This window comes from Bradyrhizobium sp. DOA1, from assembly GCF_001593325.1.
Taxonomy (GTDB): domain Bacteria; phylum Pseudomonadota; class Alphaproteobacteria; order Rhizobiales; family Xanthobacteraceae; genus Bradyrhizobium.
The window spans coordinates 1,929,191-1,944,528 of the sequence record NZ_JXJM01000001.1; the positions used below are offsets into that span (position 1 = coordinate 1,929,191).

12 protein-coding genes and 1 pseudogene are annotated in these 15,338 nt (G+C 66.9%); 8 read left to right on the plus strand and 5 right to left on the minus strand.

Translation table 11 applies throughout. The features are described from left to right. Together SE91_RS08995 and SE91_RS09000 are read left to right on the plus strand one after the other, a co-directional pair. The coding region (locus SE91_RS08995; protein WP_061847343.1) for a glycosyltransferase family 4 protein at positions 1–803 on the plus strand (803 nt) is incomplete at its 5' end. Between the two features lie 63 nt (positions 804–866). Beyond that, on the plus strand, positions 867–1,850 hold the full coding sequence (locus tag SE91_RS09000; RefSeq protein WP_061847344.1) for a threonine/serine dehydratase family protein: 984 nt from the start codon (positions 867–869) through the stop codon (positions 1,848–1,850). A gap of 278 nt (positions 1,851–2,128) precedes the next feature. Here the strand turns inward: SE91_RS09000 and SE91_RS09005 are convergent, their stop codons facing one another. Further along, positions 2,129–3,910 (minus strand): caspase family protein, encoded by a 1,782-nt coding sequence (locus SE91_RS09005; protein WP_061847345.1) that lies wholly within the window; start codon positions 3,908–3,910, stop codon positions 2,129–2,131. A gap of 164 nt (positions 3,911–4,074) precedes the next feature. Between SE91_RS09005 and SE91_RS09010 the strand changes: the two genes are divergently transcribed. Further along, positions 4,075–4,518 carry an RbsD/FucU family protein gene (locus SE91_RS09010; protein WP_061847346.1) on the plus strand — a complete coding sequence of 148 codons (444 nt, stop codon included), beginning with the start codon at positions 4,075–4,077 and terminating at the stop codon, positions 4,516–4,518. Here SE91_RS09010 and SE91_RS09015 read toward each other — a convergent pair. Next, positions 4,511–4,894: a VOC family protein gene (locus SE91_RS09015; protein ID WP_008554958.1), complete on the minus strand. Its 384-nt coding sequence runs from the start codon at positions 4,892–4,894 to the stop codon at positions 4,511–4,513. The two genes, SE91_RS09010 and SE91_RS09015, sit on opposite strands and share 8 nt — an antisense overlap. 138 nt (positions 4,895–5,032) lie before the next feature. Here SE91_RS09015 and SE91_RS09020 point away from each other — a divergent pair, with 138 nt between their 5' ends. Next, positions 5,033–5,392, plus strand: coding sequence for a hypothetical protein (locus tag SE91_RS09020; RefSeq protein WP_061851059.1), 360 nt, complete (start codon positions 5,033–5,035; stop codon positions 5,390–5,392). Between the two features lie 400 nt (positions 5,393–5,792). Here the strand turns inward: SE91_RS09020 and SE91_RS09025 are convergent, their stop codons facing one another. Next, positions 5,793–7,223, minus strand: a complete 1,431-nt coding sequence (locus tag SE91_RS09025) for a hypothetical protein (RefSeq protein WP_061847347.1) — start codon at positions 7,221–7,223, stop codon at positions 5,793–5,795. Between the two features lie 75 nt (positions 7,224–7,298). On the opposite strand from SE91_RS09025, the gene SE91_RS09030 reads away from it, so the two are divergent. Continuing rightward, a complete protein-coding gene (locus SE91_RS09030) occupies positions 7,299–8,495 on the plus strand; it encodes an MFS transporter (RefSeq protein WP_061847348.1) in 1,197 nt (398 codons plus the stop codon). Here SE91_RS09030 and dgcA read toward each other — a convergent pair. Further along, positions 8,465–9,460 carry an N-acetyl-D-Glu racemase DgcA gene (gene dgcA, locus SE91_RS09035; protein ID WP_061847349.1) on the minus strand — a complete coding sequence of 332 codons (996 nt, stop codon included), beginning with the start codon at positions 9,458–9,460 and terminating at the stop codon, positions 8,465–8,467. The two genes, SE91_RS09030 and dgcA, sit on opposite strands and share 31 nt — an antisense overlap. A gap of 143 nt (positions 9,461–9,603) precedes the next feature. Here dgcA and SE91_RS09040 point away from each other — a divergent pair, with 143 nt between their 5' ends. The 3 genes from SE91_RS09040 to SE91_RS09050 are packed head-to-tail and all read left to right on the plus strand — an operon-like array spanning position 9,604 to position 12,396. Continuing rightward, on the plus strand, positions 9,604–10,737 hold the full coding sequence (locus SE91_RS09040; RefSeq protein ID WP_061847350.1) for an MlaE family ABC transporter permease: 1,134 nt from the start codon (positions 9,604–9,606) through the stop codon (positions 10,735–10,737). Positions 10,738–10,739: 2 nt separating this feature from the next. Next, positions 10,740–11,510, plus strand: coding sequence for an ABC transporter ATP-binding protein (locus tag SE91_RS09045; protein WP_061847351.1), 771 nt, complete (start codon positions 10,740–10,742; stop codon positions 11,508–11,510). 16 nt (positions 11,511–11,526) lie between these two features. Next, positions 11,527–12,396 (plus strand): MlaD family protein, encoded by an 870-nt coding sequence (locus SE91_RS09050; RefSeq protein ID WP_061847352.1) that lies wholly within the window; start codon positions 11,527–11,529, stop codon positions 12,394–12,396. Between the two features lie 312 nt (positions 12,397–12,708). Here SE91_RS09050 and SE91_RS09055 read toward each other — a convergent pair. Further along, positions 12,709–15,338, minus strand: a pseudogene (locus SE91_RS09055) (apolipoprotein A-IV repeat region-like domain-containing protein); the annotation flags it as partial.

Here is a 15,338-nt window from a genome sequence, read left to right on the forward strand (position 1 = left end):
AAGGTCCCATCGGCCTGATGGTCCGCCGCTACTGCCGTCAGCGCAAGCTGCCGTTCACGACCAGCTTCCACACCCGCTTTCCCGAATATGTCCGCGCCCGCGTGCCGGTGCCAGGCTCGCTGATCTGGCGGGCGCTGCGCCGCTTCCACAGCCCCAGCCGGGCCGTGATGGCGGCAACGCCCGCGCTCGCCCGCGAGCTGACCGAGCGCGGCTTCGACAATGTCGTGCTGCGGCCGCGCGGCGTCGACACGCAGCTGTTCCATCCGCGACCCGTCGATCTCTGCCTGCCCGCGCCGGTATTCCTGTCGGTCGGCCGGGTCGCCGTGGAGAAAAATCTCGAGGCGTTCCTCGATCTCGACCTGCCCGGCACGAAGGTGATCGTCGGCGATGGCCCGGCCCGGGCCGCGCTCGAAGAGGCCTATCCCGAGGCGATCTTCCTCGGTGAGAAGCACGGCGAGGGGCTGGCGGAAATCTATGCCGCGGCCGACGTCTTCGTGTTCCCGAGCAAGACCGACACGTTCGGCCTGGTGCTGCTGGAAGCGCTCGCGAGCGGCCTGCCGGTGGCCGCCTTCCCGGTGAAGGGCCCCCGCGACGTGATCGGCAATGCGCCGGTCGGCGTCCTCGATCACGATCTGCGCAACGCTTGCCTCGCCGCGCTTGACATCTCCCCGCAGGATTGCGTCGCCTTCGCCGCCAATTACACGTGGGAAGCCTCGGCCCGGGTCTTCATCGACAGCATCCAGGCCGTCGGCGCGGTGCTGCCCGGCCGGAACGGCGCGGAACAGCCGCGATTTGTAGCCTAATCCGGTAAAACCTCTCGCGGAGGTGTCTTGCCCGGTCGTCATCGGCCGCGATAACATTCTGCCATGACCGAACAGCTCCTCCCGATCGGCCCTGCCGACATCGACGCCGCGGCGCGCGTGATCGCGCCTTACGCGATCCGCACCCCGCTGTTGTCTTTTCCCGTGCTCAACGAGCGTGTCGGCGCAAAGGTGTTCCTGAAGCCGGAGATGCTCCAGCGCACCGGCTCCTTCAAGTTCCGCGGCGCCTTCAACAAGGTGTTCTCGATCCCCCAGGACAAGCGCGCCGGCGGCGTCGTCGCGTTCTCCTCAGGCAACCATGCCCAGGGCGTGGCGGCCGCGGCGAAGATCCTCGACATGCAGGCGACCATTGTGATGCCGGCGGATGCGCCGCTGTCCAAGCGCGAGCGCACCAAATCTTACGGCGCCGAGGTCGTGCTGTACGATCGCGAACGCGACGACCGCGAGGCGATCTCGCGCGGCATCGCCGAGAAGCGTGGTGCGACGCTGGTCAAGCCGTACGACGATCCCTTCGTGATTGCGGGGCAGGGCACCGCCGGCCGCGAGATCGCGGAGGACATGGCGGGCCTCGGCCTTGCCCCTGACATCGTGGTGGCGCCTGCCTCCGGCGGCGGCCTGATCGCGGGCGTCGCGACTGCCGTCAAGGCGCGTTATCCGCAAGCGCAGATCGTCGTGGCCGAGCCTGAAGCGTTCGACGATCACGGCATTTCGCTGAGCGCGGGCCACCGTGAGCCGCATCCGCCGGCGGGCCGCACCATCTGCGACGCACTGATGGCCTTGATGCCCGGCGAGATGACGTTCGCGATCAACAGCAAGCTGCTGGCGCGCGGCGTCACCGCATCGGACAAGGAAGTCGGCGCGGCCGTCGCCTTCGCCTATCGCGAGCTCAAGCTCGTGGTCGAGCCCGGCGGCGCCGTCGGCCTTGCCGCGCTGCTCGCCGGCCGCCTCGACGTCACAGGGAAGAATGTCGTCATCGTGCTCTCCGGCGGCAATGTCGATGCGGACCTGTTCGCGGAGCTGGTGGCCTGATCTGTTACTAGTCCCGCTTCGCCTCTTCCCACTCGTAGTAACCACGTGCGGGATGAGTGTTGGGCGCGCTATGTGCCCACAGGCGTCATGGCCGGGCTTGTCCCGGTCATCCACGCCCTTCCATGCAGCACAAAGAACGTGGATGCCCGGGACAAGCCCGGGCATGACTTCTTCTGAGTCTGCGATTGAGGCGCCGACCGGTCTCACGCCAGTTCCCTGACATGAAGAGGGGCAGAGCGTCACCGCTCTGCCCCTGTCTCGCATGTGCTGCCCGACAATCAGCGCATGAAGCCGCCGCGACGGTTGCCGCCGCTATTCATGCTCGGCGCCTGGTTCATCGACTGCCGGAAGTTGTTGTTGCTGCTGACCATGCGGCTCGGCATCGTGTTGAGCTGCGGACGGCGGTCCACATTGTTCTGCATCTGCACCTTGTTCACTGGAGCGTTGTTGATCTTCACGCCGTTGGTGATGCGGATCGGGCGGTTCTGCGTCTGACCGTTGACGGGCTTCGAGTCGATGTGCGAGCCACCCTTATCGACATTCACCGGCATGCCGACGATCTTGCCGGGCCTGCGGTTGTTGCCGTTCGGCGTGGTGTTGGTCGCAGGCAGGGTCACGATCTTGCCGCCGCTATTGGCGTTGGTCGTGGTGGTCGGCGCGGGCAGGGTGACGATCTTGCCCGGGGTCTGCGACGGCGCGCCGTTCGGCTGGTTGTTGCCCAAGGGCAGTTTGGCGATCGGCCCGCCATTGCCGAGCTTGCCGATGTTGCCGTCGATCGGCTTCTGCACGATCGGCAGATTGCCAGTGATCTGCGCGCCGCCATTGCCGGGCATCACCGGCATGTATTTGGGCTGACCGAGATTGCCGATCTTGAGCGTCGGGGCAATAGTCTGCGGCGCCAGGAACTTGGTCGCCTGCATCAACGGGATCTGCTTCGGCTGCGCCTGCAGCTTCAGCGCAATCTGCCCATAGGGGCTGCTACCATAGCTGTCATAGAAGCTCTTGTAGCCGAGCGGCGAATTCGCGAGCACCGCCTTGTGCCAGGCCTGCGTGAGCAGGAGGTTGTTGAGCAGCCAGCGGATGTGGTCGCACAGCGGATCGTGCGGGTACATCCGGATGAACTCCTGATAATACTCCGGCCGGCCCTCGGACACGACGTAGTCATAGGCCTGGCGGGTCGAGCGACTCGGCAGGTTGGAGGCCATCTGCACCACCGGCGCTTTCACCGGGGCGCGGTTGGCGGCAACGGCTGTGTCACCGAAGAAGGTGAAGTCGGACGTCAAGGACGAGCTCTCCCACGGGATCTGCGCGCCGCTGGTGGTCTGGTTGACCTGGAGGCGCACACGCTTGAACAGCTGCTCGATCGGAACGTTGGGCTCGCGCGCGACGTTCAGGAACGCCTGGGTGTAGGGGCTGTGACCACTGGTGCCGTCGAGCGCCTCGGCGCCCGGCGCAGTCGAGTAGCCGACGATCGAGCCGTTCGGCGCATCGACGATGGCGAGGCCCCGGCCGGCGTCGTTGACCTCGGGGAACGGGTTGTTGCGGCAGGCGTCGAGGATCACGATGCGCATGCGGCTCGGGATCGTCTCCAGCGTCGACATCACGTCGACCAGACGCACGGAATTGTTGACGAGCTCGGTCGGGCTGGACACCTTGGCGTCGACGGGAACGAGATAGTTCTCGCCGGCGAGCTGCACGCCATGGCCGGCATAGTAGACCATCGCCACCGTGTTCGGGCCACGCGAAGCGACCTTGGCGGAGAAGTCCTGGACCACGCGGAGCATGTCGTCCTGGGTCAAATCGGTCGCGGCGACCACTTCGAAGCCGGCGGAATTCAGGAATTGCGCCATCGACTGCGCATCATCGTCGGGATTGGCGAGCTGCGGCGCGTTCTTGTAGTTCGCATTGCCGATCACCAGCGCCACCCGCTGCTCCGGGCCTTGCAGCGCGGTGGGGGCCGGCTGGACCGGGGCGACTTGCGCGGAAACGGGCCCGCAGGTGAAGCCGAACAGGCTTCCCAGCAAGCTGGCCGTCATCAGGAAAGGCTTTAGGCGGAACATGGCGTGCTCCTTTGGCACTCATCTCGATACGAGATTGGTTGCGAGCAAGCCTGACCGCGTTCGAGCGTGCGGTCCGTGATCCCAGTCACCATGGCGGCAGACGTGATCTGAATCACGCTGGGAACCTGCTATGGTGAACGACCGATTGGGAGGAAGTCCGTCACATGCTGAAATCGATCGATCCGATCCTGACGCCCGACCTGCTCTGGCTGCTCGCCGCCATGGGCCACGGCGACGACCTCGTTTTCGTCGACGCCAACCACCCGGCGACCCGTATTGCCGCGGCAACGTCCTCGCAGCGCCTGATCCAGCTGCCGGGCATAAACATGGAGACGGCTGCCCGCGCCATCATGTCGGTCTATCCACTCGACGATTTCGATCCCGATCCGGTGCGCGTGATGATGCCGGTCGACGATCCCGACCGCGTGCCCGAGGTGCAGCGGGCCGTGCTGGCCGAGATCGAACGCGCGGCCGGCAGCGCCGTCACGCCCGGCAAGCTCTCACGTTCGGATTTCTATCGCGCCGCGGCCGCAGGCTTCGGCGTGGTGCAGGTAGGGGACAGCCGGGGCTATGGCTGCTTCCTGATCAGGAAGGGCGTGATCAGCTAGGGGACATCACCAGCTCTGAGGGCCAGCCGATCCGGACCAGCAGACCGTCAGGTCCGTTGATGCCGAATTCATACATGCCCCATTCGCGATGACGCAGAACGCCGCCGGGACGGATGATCAAATCGTCCACGCGCGCAGCGATGGCCTCGACCTCGGGCGTGCGAATGAAAATGCCGAATGGATTGTGCTCGGGCACCCGCCAAGGGTCCTCGCCGGCTTGCGTGAGATGCACCTCGCAACCCCAACCGGCCATGATGACGTAGCCGGCATCGCCGCCGCCACGCGCGAAGCCGAGACGTTCCCAGAACGGAATCGCGGCGAGAAGGTCGTTGCTCGGAATAATGGCGAATGCGCCGACGCGCGGGGTTTCAGACATTCGTCCCTCCGGAACATGCAAGCCGTCCACTGCTGTGCTTTGCATGCTTATCGCGAGAGCACGATGAGCAGAAGCGGCGAAAAGCCTCGCACCCGAATTTGAGTGGCCTTCTCGCATCCGCCTGTCTATGGTCGATCCATGTCTCGCCTGATGTGTCTATTCGTTGCCGTCATCCTGTCTCTGCTGCCCGCCACAGCACCCGCCGAGCCAGTTCAAAAGCGCCCCAAGCCGGTCTGGAAAGGCTATGGCTTCCTGCCTGGCTATCGGCAGCCGCTGAGCAACAGCATTCCGCTCTACAAGCAGAAGGACGCGATGCGCCGCCTGTCGCGCGCCGACCGGCGCCATTGGTACATCGACCCGGTTCCGCAGTACTACCGTTGGGACGGCGAGTGGCACTATTTCGGCCGCCCCGGCTTCAACGGCGGCCGTTACAATGGCGGCAGTTTTGGTCCGTGCTGGACGCGCACGCCAATCGGGGCGGTGTGGAATTGCGGGTGATGGGGGCGGTGACGCTTACAGTGACGCGGGTGTAAGCAGCGCGCTCTACTCTACGACCGTCACCCTGAGGTGCTCGCCCCTTCGGCGAGCCTCGAAGGGCGACAGCCCGGCTGCATCGGAGCCGCGCATCCTTCGAGGCTCCCCGCACGATGCTGCGCATCGTGCGCCTCGCACCTCAGGATGACGGAGCTGATAGTCACGTTGTTGCGCTCGCAATGATGCTGCGGAGAGAGCCGGCGCCTCAACATTTCCCTCGTGCCCCGAACGCAGCGCAGCGCTTCTTCAGCGATGCGCTGCTGAGCCGGGGCCCATTGTTGCTGAAGAGTTCGTGGTCTCTGGGTCCCGGCTCTGCGCTGCAACGCTGACGCGTTGCCGCTTGTCCGGGACACGGTGCTGAGCCTTACGAGAAGAACGCGATTTTCTCGGCCTGGGTCATGCGGCGGATCGGGCCGAGCGGGTCGTTGGCGGCGGCGCGCGGTCTTTGCAGGATGCCGCTGGCGAGGATGGTGGCGCCGAGGGAGGGCTCGGGCGAGGACGCGGGCAGGGGCGAAGGCATCGGTAGCGACGCGTTCGGCGCCGCGGCGAACGTCGCCGTCGCGGCCATCGCCGGCGCCTGCTGCTCCATCACCTCGGCGGCGGCTTCCGCGATGGCGTCGGTGAGGCGGGCGAGCGAGTCCATCGCGATCGGCGCGTCCGCGGCGGGCTCTTCCGCGACCGCCGCGACGACCGGCTCTGGCGCGACCGGCTGCGGCGGCTCCGCAGCAATGGGAGTTGCGACCTCTACAGCCATCGGTTCCGGAGCGGCCGCTGCCATCTCCACCGGTTCGATGATCTCGTCGAACTCAGGATCGGGCGCGGCCATCTCCAGCGCGATAGCGTCCAGGATGGCTTCGTCTTCGGCTTCCGCGGCGGCATCGAGCGAGAACTCGTCGGTGACTTCCGCGAAGGCGGCGGTCTCTGCGACCGGCTCTTCAAACGCAACGCCTCGAGGCGCGGCTGCTTCACGTGCCGCGTCTTCGAGTTCGGCTTCGCCCAGTCTGACCGGGCTTTCGGCCGCGATGTCTGGCGCGAGGGCGATCTCCATCGCTTGCTCGGCGATGGCGGTCGTATCGGCGACGTCAGCTGCTTCGACGGCGGCGCCGGTCTCGGGAACTGCTGCGACGTCTTGCGGCGTCTCCGTAAAAGCCACGGGGGCTTCGCTCGCCACCGCGCCAAGCGCGACCTCTGCAGGCGGCACGTCCGCCGTTGACGACGGCGCCTCTTGCCTGGGAGCTGCCGCGGCCTGCGGCGTTGCGTCGCCATCGAGCTGCTCGACGCGATCCTTCAGCAGATCGAAGGCGGCCTTGAGCTCGACGCGGGGATCGATGGTCGAAATCTGGCCGCAGGCCGCCTCGATCGAAGCCAGCTGCGAATCAATGAGGTCGCAGATCCGCCCGTCAGCGCCGATCTCGCGCCAGCGCCAGGAGATCTCCTTGATGATGCGCACCCCGCGCGGGATCGGCGCGAGGCTCGCCTCGATCGCCGCGGGATCGAACGCCGCGATCGCGATCGTCTCGGCCTCGCGGATGGCGCGGCGGATCTCGACCAGCGCTTCGGGCAGGCGGTCCTCGACGACCGGTTGCCGCTGTGCCGCAAGGGTTTCCTCGATTTTCGCGACCGCATCGAGCACCATGCGCGTGTCGGCATTGCGGTTGCGCTTGGCGTATTCGCCGAGGAACCAGCGGCCGCGCGCGGTCTCCATGAAGGCTTCGCGGATCGCGTCGTAATCCTGCTCGTTCGGCTCGGCCGCGCGGGCAGACATGGGCGAGAGGGCGAATGCTTCGTTGGCCATGACAATCTCGTCGCGCAAATCAGTACGCGTTACTGTAACGATCACCACGATATCGGCCGAATCGCAATTGGTTTGATGGCAGGCGAATCACAAATCCCCATTGCAGCGGCGCAGAAGCGGCGATTCGCCGTGAGTCTAGCGCTGTTCTATTCGGCCGTCTTCGCGGTCTCGGGCACGCATCTGCCGTTCTTCCCGCTCTGGCTGAAGGGGATCGGCATTGACGCGGCCTGGATCGGGATCATCAACGCGCTGCCGGCGATCACGCGCTTCACCACGCTGCCGCAAGTGACCGCCTTTGCCGAAAAGCGACAGGCCATTCGCGGTGCCATGATGGTGTCGGTGCTGGCGACCGCGATCGGCTTTACCGCAGTCGGCCTGCAGCAGCAGCCGCTGGCGCTGTTCCTGATCTATGCGCTGACCTGCATGATGTGGACGCCGACGATGCCGCTGACCGATGCCTATGCGCTGCGCGGTGTCGCGCGCTACGGGCTCGACTACGGACCCCTGCGGCTATGGGGCTCGGCGGCGTTCGCCGCGGGCTCGCTCGCCTGCGGCTATCTCGTCGATGTCATTGCGCCACGCGACCTGATCTGGATCATCGTCGCGTGGGCGGTCGTCGCGGTCGCAGCCAGCCTGCTGCTCCAGCCGCTCGACGACGTCAGGCGCAAGAACGCCGAGGCGCGGGCCGACACGGCGCTGCTGTGCGATGCCGGCTTCTGGGCCATCATCGCCTCGGCCGCGCTGATCCAGGGCAGCCACGTCGCCTATTACACATTCTCCGCCATCAACTGGCAGCTCCACGGGATCAGCGGGCTGACGATCGCGGGCCTGTGGACGCTGGGCGTGATCGCCGAGATCGTCGTGTTCGCGCTGTCGCCGCGCTTCTCGCTGCATCCCTCCACGATGATCGCGATCGGTGGCGTGAGCGCCGTCGTGCGCTGGATCGTCACGGCGAACGAGCCGCCGCTGGTGCTGCTCGCGATCGTGCAACTCGGCCACGGCTTCAGCTTCGGCATGACCATCCTGGGCACGATGAGTCTACTGGTGCAGCGCGTCCCATCGCATCAGATCGCGCGCGGGCAGGGTTACTACGCCGCGTGTAACGGACTGCTCGGCGCTGCGACCTCGATCGCGTCGGGCGCGATCTACGCCCGTATCGGCGATAGCCTCTATTACGTCATGGCGGCGATGGCCGCGGCCGGCGCGCTGGTCATCTGGTCGGCGCGGCACCGGTTGATGGCTCATCCCCAGAGCGAGGCGTCCGGCGGATAGACCAGGCTGCCGTCGTAACGCAGGCCGTGGTCGCGGTCGCGTGCGAGCAGCAGGGGACCGTCGAGATCGACGAAGCGCGCCTGCGGCGTCACCAGCATCGCCGGGGCCATCGACAGCGAGGTCGCGACCATGCAGCCGATCATGATCTCGAAGCCGAGCACTTGGGCGGCATCGGCCATCGCCAGCGCCTCGGTGAGGCCGCCGGTCTTGTCCAGCTTGATGTTCACGGCGTCGTAGCGATCGCGGAGCGGCGCGAGCGAAGCGCGGTCGTGCACGCTCTCATCGGCACAGACGGCGAGCGGCCGCTTGATCCTCGCCAGCGCGCCGTCGTTTCCGGCCGGCAGCGGCTGCTCCACCAGGGTGACGCCTGCCGCGGCGCAGGCGGCGAGGTTGTGCTCCAGATTGGCCTCGGTCCAGGCTTCGTTGGCATCGACGATCAGCTCGGATTCGGGGGCGGCCTTGCGCACCGCCGCGATTCGCTCCGGATCGCCGTCGCCGCCGAGCTTGATCTTGAGCAATGGCCGGTGCGCCGCCTTGGCGGTCGCTGCGGCCATGGCCTCCGGCGCTCCTAACGAAATCGTGTAGGCCGTGGTGCGCTCGGTCGGGGGCGGACGGTCCAGCAGGTTCCAGGCGCGCAGGCCCGCCGCCTTGGCCTCGAGGTCGATCAGGGCGCAATCCAGCGCGTTACGGGCCGCACCTGACGGCATGGCGGCCTGGAGGGCCGCTCGCGTCAGCCCGCCCGCCACCGCCTCCTGCATGGCCTTTACGGCAGCCAGCGTTGCCTCGGGCGTCTCGCCATAGCGCGGATAGGGCACGCATTCGCCGCGGCCGGTCAGGCCGTCCCGGCTGACCTCCGCCACGACGGTCACGGCCTCGGTCTTGGCCCCCCGGCTGATGGTAAAGCTGCCGGCGATCGGGAAGCGCTCGATTCGCGCCGCCAGGGCGAGAAGTTTCGTGGAAGTCATTTTGAACTCTGGCGAAATCTGAACCTGCTAGTTACCTCTAGCAACTAACAATGGCCAGTTGGGGATACCTTCTCTAGGTAAGGGCGCGTGCGCAACCATCCGATTCCACCCGTTTCCTGCGCTTCGGCACGGGAGCGGACATCTTGAACGGCGATCCGAAGCTGGAGCGGATTGCCAAGGGCAACGCGCTGGCACTGTGCGCCACCGGCACCTGGACCGCGAGCTTTGCGCCGGTCCTGGAGCGGATGGTGGCCGATGCCGAGAAACTCGCCGGCAGTCCCCAAAGCATCTTCATCGACGTCTCCGAGGTCGCCAAGCTCGACACGTTCGGCGCCTGGCTGATCGAGCGGCTGCGCCGCAGCCTGACGAGCGGGGCGGTCGAGCCGCAGATCGCGGGGCTCTCCGCCAATTATTCCAGCCTGGTCGACGAGGTGCGGCGGGTACGGGCAACCCCGGTGATCGACAGCAGCCCGATCACCATCACCGGCATGCTGGAGCAGATCGGCCGTACGGTCGCCGGCGTCGGCGGGACGATTGCCGGCCTCGTCGACATGCTTGGCGCCGTGCTCGCAGCATGGTTTCGCATCCTGATCCACCCGCGCTCGTTCCGCCTGACCTCGACCGTGCACCACATGGAGCAGGTGTGCTGGCGCGCGGTGCCGATCATCGTGCTGATCACCTTCCTGATCGGCTGCATCATCGCCCAGCAGGGCATCTTCCATTTCCGCAGGTTCGGCGCCGACATCTTCGTCGTCGACATGCTCGGCGTCCTGGTCCTGCGCGAGATCGGCGTGCTCCTGGTCGCCATCATGGTCGCGGGCCGATCGGGCAGCGCCTACACCGCCGAGCTCGGCTCGATGAAAATGCGCGAGGAGATCGACGCGCTGCGCACCATGGGCTTCGACCCGATCGAGGTTCTGGTGCTGCCGCGCATGATGGCGCTGGTGCTGGCTCTGCCGATCCTCGCCTTCCTCGGTGCGATGGCCGCGCTCTATGGCGGCGGTCTGGTGGCATGGCTCTATGGCGGCGTCCAGCCCGAGGCGTTCCTGCTGCGGCTGCGCGACGCCATCTCGATCGATCATTTCATCGTCGGCATCGTCAAGGCGCCGGTGATGGCCGCCGTGATCGGCATCGTCGCCTGCGTCGAAGGGCTCGCCGTGCAGGGCAGCGCGGAATCGCTGGGACAGCACACCACCGCGTCGGTGGTGAAGGGCATCTTCTTCGTCATCGTGATGGACGGCGTGTTCGCCATCTTCTTCGCCGCGATCGGGATGTGACGATGGCGGGCGAGATTCAAGACCCCATCATCCGCGTCCGCGGTATCACCGTGCAGTTCGGCGCAACGCGCGTGCTCGACGGCCTCAACCTCGACGTCAAGCGCGGCGAGATCCTCGGCTTCGTCGGTCCCTCGGGCGCCGGCAAGTCGGTGCTGACGCGCACCATCATCGGCCTCGTGCCGAAGGTCGCAGGCTCCATCGAGGTGTTCGGCGTCGACCTCGATTCCTCCAGCACGTCGGAGCGCCGCAACGTCGAGCGGCGCTGGGGCGTATTGTTTCAGCAGGGCGCGCTGTTCTCCTCGCTCACGGTGCGGCAGAACATCCAGTTTCCGATGCGCGAATATTTGCGCGTCTCGCAGCGGCTGATGGACGAGATCACCATGGCCAAGCTGACCATGGTCGGCCTCAAGCCGGAGGTCGCCGAACGCTTTCCCTCCGAGCTCTCGGGCGGCATGATCAAGCGCGTGGCGCTGGCGCGCGCGCTGTCGCTCGATCCGGATCTGGTGTTCCTGGACGAGCCGACCTCGGGTCTCGACCCGATCGGCGCCGGCGATTTCGACGAGCTGGTCCGGACGCTCCAGCGCACTTTGGGGCTGACCGTTTTCATGGTAACCCACGATCTCGACAGCCTGTACACAGCATGTGACCGCATCGCCGTTTTAGGGAACGGTAAGATCATTGCAGCAGGGTCGATCGCCGACATGCAGGCCTCGCAGCATCCCTGGCTGAGGCAGTATTTCCATGGCAAGCGCGCCCGCGCGGTCATGAGTTGAGTAGCCGGAGCACCTGATGGAAACGCGGGCGAATTACGTCTTGATCGGCTCGTTCACGCTGGCGGTGATCGCCGCCGCGATCGGCTTCGTGCTGTGGTTTCAGTCGCTGCACACCACCAAGCAGCGCAGCCCCTTGCGCGTCGTGTTCGAGGGTCCGGCGGCGGGCTTGCGCAACGGCGGCAGCGTCAACTTCAATGGTATCCGGGTGGGCGAGGTGGTCTCGGTGAAGCTGGACAACCCGCGGCGGGTTGTCGCACTCGCGATGATCGAGAACAACGCCCCGATCCGCAAGGACACGCTGGTCGGCCTCGAATTCCAGGGCCTCACCGGCGTTGCCGCCATCTCGCTCAAGGGCGGCGACGAGGCCGCTCCGGCACCGCCGCTCGACCAGGACGGCATCCCGACGCTGACGGCGGACCCCAACAAGCTCCAGGACGTCACCGAGGCGATCCGCGCCACGCTGCAGAACGTCAACAAGATCGTCGCCGACAATCAGGAATCGGTGAAGAACTCGCTGAAGAACCTCGAGACCTTCACCAACTCGCTCGCCCGCAATTCCGAGAAGATCGACGGCGTGATGGCCAAGGTCGACGGCGTCATGCTCAAGGCCGACAGCCTCATGCTCGGCCTCAACACGCTCGCGGGCGGCAAGGATGGCGGCGAGCTGTTCCAGGCGGTGAAGTCGATCCGCGAGCTCGCCGAGGATTTCGACAAGCGCTCCGGTGCGCTGATGGCCGACGGCCGCCGCACCCTCGGCGACATCAGCCGCGCCGTGAACAATTTCGACCGCAACCCGACGCGCGTGCTGTTCGGCGCCAGCAATTCATCGCAGCCGGCGCCTGCGCCCGAGCCGCCGAGGCCGGCGGCAGCGCCGAGGCGGCAATAGGCGACGAAGCTCGCGTCCCTCTCATCTCTTGATTGCTTCGTCGCAAGGGCTCCTTGCGATGACGCAGAGTGACCGAGTCACTCTCGTGTCCCGGACGCGCTGCAGCGTGCAACGCTGCTGCGCAGAGCCGGGATCCAGAAGGCAACAGCGTATACGTGGCAAGATGGCCCCCGGCTCTGCAGCGCACCGCTGAAGGAGCGCTGCGCTGCGTCCGGGGCACGAGAGTGAGGATGCTGCACCAAAACAAAAACGGAGGCCGCAAGGCCTCCGTTTTCATTCGCTATTCGCTACTCGCTATTCGCAAGCTTCGTCTCAGCCCAACCGTCCCGCCGCGTGCGCGAGCAGCGTGTAGACCAGCCCGGTCTCCGAGGTCAGGTGGCTGCGCAGCTCCTGCGGGCCGCGGCCGTCGCGGGCGACTTCGTCGAGCAGGCGCTCGAACTCGGCGACATAGCGGTCGACCGTGCCCTTGAAGTTGCGGTCGGCGCGGTACTTGCGGGCGACCTCGTCGAAGGCCTTCTGGCCGGCGGGCGTGTACAGGCGCTTGGTGAAAGCCTTGTTCTCGCCGCGCTGATAGCGGTCCCACATCTCGGCGGCCAGGTTGCGGTCCATCAGCCGGCCGATGTCGAGCGACAGCGATTCCAGCGGATTGCTGCTGGCCTGCGGGGCCTGCGGCTGCGGAGCGGGGGCCGGGCGGCCACGGGGAGCCTCACGGCCGGTCGGCGCGCCCTGGTTGGCGTCGGTACGGTTGAGCAGGTCCGACAGCCAGCCGTCGCGACCCTGGTCGTTGCCGGCAGGAGCGACCGGCGGCGCTTCGGTGCGGCGCGCGGCCGGCATGCCGAGGTCCGGCGGCGGCAGCGTCGAGGCACTGCCGGTGTCGCGCATCCGGGTTTCGGTGGTGCGGCCGCTTGCAATCGCCATCACCGGCTCTTCCTGGCGCTGCACGCTGGAGCGGCCCGCCGTGGTGACGTCGAGGCCGCGGCCGTGCTGGGCCACGATGCGGTTGAGCTCGGCGAGCGCCTCGATCTGGTCGACGATCACCTTGCGCATCTGCGCGGTGCTCTCGGCGGCCTCCTGCGGCATCTCGAGCACGCCGCGGCGCAGCTCGTTGCGGGTGGCCTCGAGCTCGTTGTGCATCTCGAGCGCCATCTGCTTCATGCTGGAGACGAGGTTGGTGAAGCGCTCGGTCGACTGCTTGAACATCGCATCCGCTTCGTCCGTGGTCTGGCGGTAGATGTCGTGCATGGCCTCGATGGTCTGCCGGTGCTCCTCCTCGGAGGCCGCGCGCACCGCTTCGAACTGGCGGGTGATCGCGGCCGAGCCGGCGCCGGCGGTCTCGGCGACGACGCGGGCGATGTCGCGGGCCCGCTCTTCGGCGGCGGCCAGCGATTCATCGAGCAGGCCGGTGAAGCGCGACAGGCGCTGGTCGAGATCGGCCGTGCGCAGGTCGATGGTGGTGACGAGCGATTCCAGCGCCTGCTTGCGCTCGGCGAGCGAGGCGGTGGTGTTCTTGTTGCTCTGCTCGACCACCTGTGCGGCATCGACGAGCGCCTTGCCGTGCTTGTCGAACTGGGTCGACAGCTCGCCGAGGTCCTGCAGCGCCTTCGTGGTCTTGCTGTTGAAGACGTTGAGCTGGTCTTCCAGGCCCTGCGTCGCAGCGCCGTTGCGCGAGGTGACGTCGTTCATCGCCGAGACGAAATCGGCGACGCGCGTCACCAGCGCCCGCTCCAGCGAGTTGAGGTTGTCGTGCGCACCGGTCAGCACCTCCTGCAGCAGGATGTTGCCTTCACGCAGGCGCTCGAACAGGGCGACCGTGTCGGTGCGCAGGATCTTGCTGGTCTCCTGCATCTCGGTGACGGCAGCGATCGAGACCTGGCGCGACTGGTCGATCGCCGAGCGCGAGGCATGCTCGAGGTCCTTGAGCGACTTGCCGACCGCGCCGGTGGCGATCTCGCTCGCCGTGTTGATGGCGCGGGCGACTTCCGAGCCGTTGCCCATCATGGTCTGCGAGAAGGCCTGGCCGCGCGTCTCGATCGACCTCAGCGCGTCGGAGGTGACGCGGTCGATGTCGAGCGTGAGCTGGCTGGTCTTGGAGCCGATGGCGTCGATCAGGGCGCCGCGCTTGGCGTCGATCATGTTCGACAGACGGTCGGCCTGCTGCTGCACATAGGTGACGATCTCGTCGGTCTTGCCGGTCATGGCCTGGCCGAAGCTGCTGCTTGCGGCGAGCACCGAGCGCTCGACATCGGCCGAGCTCGTCTTGACCCGCGAGCTCGCCTCGTTGGAGGCGGAGATCAGCGCGTTCTGGGCGTTGAGCGCGCTGGTCTGGATGTCGTTGGTCGCATTCGCGGTGGCCGCGCTCAGCGTGCGCTCGATCTCGGTCGAGATCGCGCGGATCTGGCTCGCGGCATCCGCCGAGGTCGAGGTCAGCGAGGTCTGCGCCTCGCGTGCGCTGTTGAGGATGGTCGAGGCGGTGTCGGCGCCGACTGCGGTCAGCGTGCGCTCGATGTCGGTGGTGAGCGACTTGATCTGGCTCGCCGCGTCGGTCGAGGCGGAGATCAGCGATCCCTGCGCCTCGCGCACGCCGCTGGTGAGCGCCTCGATGGTGGCGCCGCCGGCGGTCGCCAGCGCGCGCTGCATCTCGGCCGCAAGCGAACGGACCTGGCTGGTCTGCTCGGCTGAGACCGTGAGCAGGGTGGTCTGGGCGTCGCGGGCGCTGGTGGTGATCGTCTCCGCGGTCGTCTGGCCGACCTGCGAGAGTGAACGATGCACTTCGGCCGCGAGCGACTTGACCTGGTTCGCCGCCTCGGAGGACGCCGTCACCAGCATGTTCTGCGCCTCGCGGGCGCCGGAGGTGATGGTCTCCGCGGTCGAGGTGCCGGCCATCGAGAGCGAACGCTGCACGTCGGCTGCGAGCGACTTGACCTGCGCCGCCGCATCCGTGG

Coding starts and splice junctions, on each gene's coding strand:
- SE91_RS09005 (WP_061847345.1), bottom strand. CDS start 3,910: ATGTTCCGCCTAAAGCCTTTCCTGATGACGGCCAGCTTGCTGGGAAGC.
- SE91_RS09030 (WP_061847348.1), top strand. CDS start 7,299: ATGGCAGGCGAATCACAAATCCCCATTGCAGCGGCGCAGAAGCGGCGA.
- SE91_RS09020 (WP_061851059.1), top strand. CDS start 5,033: ATGTCTCGCCTGATGTGTCTATTCGTTGCCGTCATCCTGTCTCTGCTG.
- SE91_RS09000 (WP_061847344.1), top strand. CDS start 867: ATGACCGAACAGCTCCTCCCGATCGGCCCTGCCGACATCGACGCCGCG.
- SE91_RS09050 (WP_061847352.1), top strand. CDS start 11,527: ATGGAAACGCGGGCGAATTACGTCTTGATCGGCTCGTTCACGCTGGCG.
- dgcA (WP_061847349.1), bottom strand. CDS start 9,460: ATGACTTCCACGAAACTTCTCGCCCTGGCGGCGCGAATCGAGCGCTTC.
- SE91_RS09025 (WP_061847347.1), bottom strand. CDS start 7,223: ATGGCCAACGAAGCATTCGCCCTCTCGCCCATGTCTGCCCGCGCGGCC.
- SE91_RS09010 (WP_061847346.1), top strand. CDS start 4,075: ATGCTGAAATCGATCGATCCGATCCTGACGCCCGACCTGCTCTGGCTG.
- SE91_RS09015 (WP_008554958.1), bottom strand. CDS start 4,894: ATGTCTGAAACCCCGCGCGTCGGCGCATTCGCCATTATTCCGAGCAAC.
- SE91_RS09045 (WP_061847351.1), top strand. CDS start 10,740: ATGGCGGGCGAGATTCAAGACCCCATCATCCGCGTCCGCGGTATCACC.